Genomic DNA, 5099 nt, shown 5'->3' with positions numbered 1-5099 from the left:
TGATCGTCCACAACGGACCGGACGAGGTCCGCGCCGGACAGCAGGATCGGGTCCTCGCCGTGCAGGCGCACGGGATAGGTCCCGCGCTCGAGCGGGTCGGCCAGCTGTTCGAGCTCGATCGCCGCCTGTCCCTCGTAGCCGATCTCGTCGCGTACCCCGAGGATCGCGGCGACCGCGTCGAACAGCCGCCCGGCGCTGGAGGTCGGCGGCGCCTGCGTGCCGCCCCGCGCCAGCGACACCACCGCCTGCCACTCGGCCGCATGCCGCTCGCGCAGGGCGGGTGCGGAAACGCCGGCGGCGGTCAGGTAGGACGCGGCCATCCGCCAGGGACGGCGGATGGCGGCCGTCCCACCGGGCATCGGCACGGGCTCAAGATGCGCCAGGCGCCGGAAACCGGTGAAATCGGCGAGCAGGATCTCCCCGCCCCACAGCGTGCCGTCGGTGCCGTACCCGAGGCCGTCGAACGCCACCCCCAGCACCGGCCCCGCCTCGCCGTTGTCCGCGAGGCAGGACGCGATGTGCGCGTGGTGGTGCTGCACGCCGACCAGTTCGGCCCCGGTCCGGTCGAGCGCGTACTTCGTGGACAGGTATTCGGGGTGCAGGTCGTGCGCCACCACCCGCGGGGTGATGTCGAACAATCGCCGGAAACGGTCGATCCCTTCGGTGTAGGACCGCAGGGTCTCGTAGTTCTCCAGGTCGCCGATGTGGTGGGAGAGGAACGCGTGGCGGTTCTTGGCCAGGCAGAAGGTGTTCTTCAGCTCCGCCCCGCAGGCGAGCACGGGCCGCGGGAACGGCGTGCGCACCGTGACCGGCTCCGGCACGTAGCCACGCGAGCGGCGCACGAGCTGCTCGCGCCCCCGGAACGTGCGGACCACCGAATCGTCGGTCCGCACGTGGATGGCGCGGTCGTGGGTGAGGAACGCGTCGGCGATCCCGGACAGCCGCGTCAGCGCCTCGGTGTCGAGGTGGACGATCGGCTCGTCGGAGACGTTTCCGCTGGTCAGGACGATCGCGCGGCCGAAGTCCGCGAGCAGGAGGTGGTGCAGGGGCGTGTAGGGCAGCAGCACCCCGAGCTGCCGGTTCCCCGGCGCGACCGCCGTGGCGACCGGTGCGCCGGGGCGGCGGGGGAGCAGCACGATGGGCCTTCTCCGGCCGGTCAGCAGCCCCGCCGCGCAACTGTCCACTTCGCACAGTTCCCGCGCGGCCTCCATTCCGGACACCATCACCGCGAACGGCTTGTCCTCCCGGTGTTTGCGGGCCCGAAGCGCCGAGGTGGCCGCCTCGTCCGCGGCATCGCAGGCGAGGTGATAACCACCGAGTCCCTTGATGGCGACGATCCGCCCTTGCCGCAGGAGGTCCACCGTGGCGGACAACGGGTCAGCGGCCTGGGAGGTGCCGATCAGCCGCAGCGAGGGGCCGCAGGCCGGGCAGCACACGGGCTGTGCGTGAAACCGCCGGTTCGCCGGGTCGTGATACTCGCGAGCGCAGTCGCCGCACATCGGGAACGGGGCCATCGTGGTCCGGGGCCGGTCGTAGGGCACCCCGCGCACGATGGTGAAGCGCGGGCCGCAGTGGGTGCAGTTGACGAACGGGTACCGGTACCGGCGGTCGGCCGGATCGGCCAGTTCGGCCAGGCAGTCGTGGCAGGGGGCGCTGTCCGCCGAGACCAGCGTGTTCGCCTCACCACCCGGCGGCGAGGGCAGGATGACGAACCCGCCGTCGGAAGCGCCGTCGAGAGTCGGTAGTTCCGTTGCCGTGAGGGATTCGACCACGGCGAGGGGCGGGCACTGCGAGCGCGTCGCGGTGAGGAACACCTCGACCGCGTCCCGTTCGCCCTCGACTTCGGCGAACACGCCCGCCGTGTCGTTGCCGACGTGCCCCGACAGGCCCAGGCTGCGGGCCAGGCCGTGCACGAAGGGCCGGAAGCCCACGCCCTGGACGATGCCCTCGACGCGTACCGCCACCCGGACCCGCTGGTTCATGGAGTCAGTGTCGGCCCGCCGCGGAGCGGGCCGCCAACCCAAACCGGCGGTTCACACCACGAGGCGATAGTGGGTGGTGATCGTGCCGCCGGGGTCCAGGAGGTGGAAGGCGAGGGCGGGAGGCTGCCCGCCGTCGAGACCGGTGCCGGTCTCCCACGGCAGGCGGAAGGTGGACACGACGCCGGGAGCGACCAGCAGGGGCAGGCCCGCGAAGGTACCGGCCGCGGCGGAATGGGCGTGGCCGCAGAGCACGGCTGCGACATTGCCGTGACGGCGGAGGACTTCGGCGAGGCGTTCGGCGCCGCGCAGCCGGATCTCGTCGATGAACGGGCTGTGCAGCGGGATCGGCGGGTGGTGGAAGCCCACCAGCACCGGCTTGCCCGCCGGGGCCCCGCTCAGCCCGGCGTCCAGCCACGCCAGCGTCTCGTCGTCGAGGTAGCCGTGGGGGCGGCCGGGAACCGTCGAGTCGGCCAGCAGGATGCGGGCGCCGGGCAGATCGTGGACCGTGTTGACCGGTCCCTCCGAAGCCGGTTCGCCCAGCAGCACCTTCCGGTACGGGCCCCGCGCGTCGTGGTTTCCCGGGCACGGCAGGACCGGGCGTTCCCGCAGGAGCGCCTTCGCCTGTTCGTACTCGGCTTCGGTGCCGTGGTCGGTGATGTCGCCGGTGAGCAGGATCGCGTCCACCGGCCGGTGCAGCCGGTCGAGGAAGGCGAACACGCGTTCCGCCCGCTTCGTGGCGCGCGGTTCGCCGTCCAAGTGGAGATCGCTGATGTGGGCCAGGATCATCCCCGGACTCTGCCACAGGCCCAGCGGTGGGAACAGCACGGCGGCCGCACCGTCCGCAGTGGACGGTGCGGCCGGGCCGGCTACTTCGTGACGGCCGAGACGCGGGCGAGCAGCTCCGTCTCGCCCAGCGCCTGCGCGATCGCGTGCAGGTCGGGGCTGCGGGTGGAGCCGGTCACCGCGATGCGGATCAGCTGGGAGGCCTCACGGATCGAGCCGGGGTAGGCCTCCGGGTTCTTCTTGAACTCCTTGGCGTTGCGCGCGAAGCCGTGCTGCGCGGCCAGGTCGCGGATCTGGCCGAACCACTCCTGGCCGTCCGCCTCGTGCCGGTAGCCCTGGACGAAGTCCGCGGCGAAGGTGCGGGCCAGCTCGGGCGCGAGGCCCAGCTCCGCGATCCGGTCGTCGGCCGCCCCGTGCAGCGGGTGGAACAGCTGCGGGAAGAAGAACCCGTAGACCGTGCGGAAGTCGGACCACTTCTTGAGGTCCTTGCGTGGGTTCTCCACGCCTTCGCGCTCGACCGCGAGCGCCCGCAGCGCGAGGCCGGGTTCGGCGTCGAGGACCCCGGCCAGCTCCGGATCGTGCTCGGCGGCCCAGGCGCGCACCGCGTCGAGGATCTGCTGCCCGGACAGCGTCGCGATGTGGTCGGCGCTGATGTCGTCGAGCTTGACCAGGTCGACCAGCGGCCCTGCCACACCGAACTCGGACAGCCGGATCGGTTCCTCGAGCGCTTCGGCCAGCGGCAGTTCGGCGAGACGGCCGTTGGCCAGTCCGCGCAGGTAGTAGAGCACCGCCTGGGCGGGATAGCCGGCGTCGATGTAGTAGTCGACCCCGGCCTCCGGGTCCTTGCGCTTGGACAGCTTGCGCTTGCTGCCGCCGTCCTGCTTCATCAGCGGGGCGATGTGGGCGTAGGTGACCGGCTCGAAGCCCAGCGCGTCGAACAACTGCTGGTGGACCGGCACCGACGAGATCCACTCGTCCCCGCGGACGACCAGGTTGATCCGCATCAGGTGGTCGTCGACGGCGTGCGCGAAGTGGTAGGTGGGCAGGCGGGGGCTCTGCTCCGAGCTCTTCAGGATGACGACGTCGTTGCGGTTGGCCTCGTGTTCGAGCTTGCCGCGGATCGCGTCGGTGAACCGGGCGCGCTGCGTGGTGACCTCGGGCGCGCGGAAGCGCACCACGTACGGCGCCTGCTCGTTGAGCTTGGCCTCCACGTCCGACGGGTCGGCGTCGCGCCAGATCGCCCAGCGGCCGTAGTAACCGGTCGGGAGTTTGGTGGCGCGCTGGCGCGCGGTGATGTCGTCGAGCTCTTCCTTCGTGGCGAAGCAGAGGTACGCGCGGTCCTGGTAGAGCAGTTCGCGCACGTAGGTGAGGTAGATCCGCTCGCGCTCGGACTGGTGGTAGGGCCCGTAGCCGCCACCGGTACGGGAGTCCTCGTCGGGGGAGAGGCCGAAGTAGGTGAACGCGCGGTGGAACTGCTCCAGGGCGCCCTCGACCTCGCGGGCCTGGTCGGTGTCCTCGACCCGCACCAGGTAGCGGCCGCCGGAGTGCTGGGCGAGGTCCCGGTCGATCATCGCGACGTAGACGCCGCCGATGTGCATCGAACCGGTGGGGGAGGGGCCGAACCGGGTGACCACGGCGCCCTCCGGGAGGGACCGCGGAGGGTAGCGCTCTTCCCAGTGTTCGGGACCGGGCAGGTCCGCGGGGAACAGACTGTCGATGACGGCGCGGTCGAGCATCTCGGGGTCCGGTCTCCAGGTTCGCGAGTCGAAGGGCTGTTGATACGCAACGTTACCAACGTCGTGGCCGCGGGGCCGCGCCGGACGGTGCGAAACGTATAACGACCTATACGGTGTGGCGGGGAACTGCTTGAGCGGGCGCCACCCGGCATGGATGATCGGGGTCCGCCCGAACGGAAGAACTGCAAGGAGCGACATGACTTCGAACGACGCCGTCGTCGTGGTGGCCACGATCCAGGCCGCCGAAGGCAGCGAGGACAAGGTGGAACAGGCGCTCCGCGCCGCGATCCCCGCCGTGCACGCCGAACCCGGCTGCCTCAGGTACGCCCTGCACCGGGACCTCCGTTCGCCGGGCACCTTCGTGATGATCGAGAAGTGGGCCTCGGCCGAGGCGCTCGGCGTGCACGGCAAGGGTGCCGCGCTGCGCGAACTCGGCGCGGCACTCGACGGCCTGCTGAGCAAGCCGCTGTCGGTGCAGACCCTGACCGCACTGCCCGAGGGCGACGGCGACCTCGGCCGCCTCTGAGGCCTTTGCGGTCCCTCACCCCCGCCCGAGGGGCCGGGGTGGGCCGTGAAGGGTCCCTTCACGGTCAAATCG

General features: G+C 71.4%; 4 protein-coding genes. 1 reads left to right on the top strand and 3 read right to left on the bottom strand.

Annotated features, from left to right (window positions below):
- The 3 genes from hypF to FNH05_RS31925 all read right to left on the bottom strand — a co-directional run.
- On the bottom strand, positions 1 to 1982 hold a 1982-nt coding region (hypF, locus tag FNH05_RS31935; protein ID WP_144592569.1), incomplete at its 3' end, for a carbamoyltransferase HypF.
- 51 nt (positions 1983 to 2033) lie between these two features.
- Positions 2034 to 2807, bottom strand: coding sequence for a phosphodiesterase (locus tag FNH05_RS31930; protein WP_342781640.1), 774 nt, complete (start codon positions 2805 to 2807; stop codon positions 2034 to 2036).
- 41 nt (positions 2808 to 2848) lie between these two features.
- The gene (locus FNH05_RS31925; RefSeq protein WP_144592568.1) at positions 2849 to 4501 is read right to left on the bottom strand and encodes a glutamate--tRNA ligase; all 1653 of its coding nucleotides are present in this window, start codon (positions 4499 to 4501) and stop codon (positions 2849 to 2851) included.
- 196 nt (positions 4502 to 4697) lie between these two features.
- Here FNH05_RS31925 and FNH05_RS31920 point away from each other — a divergent pair, with 196 nt between their 5' ends.
- A complete protein-coding gene (locus FNH05_RS31920) occupies positions 4698 to 5027 on the top strand; it encodes a putative quinol monooxygenase (protein ID WP_144592567.1) in 330 nt (109 codons plus the stop codon).
- The last annotated feature ends 72 nt before the right edge of the window (positions 5028 to 5099 follow it).

It is taken from the genome of Amycolatopsis rhizosphaerae (assembly GCF_007713715.1).
GTDB classification, from domain to species: Bacteria; Actinomycetota; Actinomycetes; order Mycobacteriales; family Pseudonocardiaceae; genus Amycolatopsis_E; species Amycolatopsis_E rhizosphaerae.
This window is presented reverse-complemented; position numbering and strand designations above follow the sequence as displayed.

Coding starts and splice junctions, on each gene's coding strand:
- FNH05_RS31925 (WP_144592568.1), bottom strand. CDS start 4,501: ATGCTCGACCGCGCCGTCATCGACAGTCTGTTCCCCGCGGACCTGCCC.
- FNH05_RS31920 (WP_144592567.1), top strand. CDS start 4,698: ATGACTTCGAACGACGCCGTCGTCGTGGTGGCCACGATCCAGGCCGCC.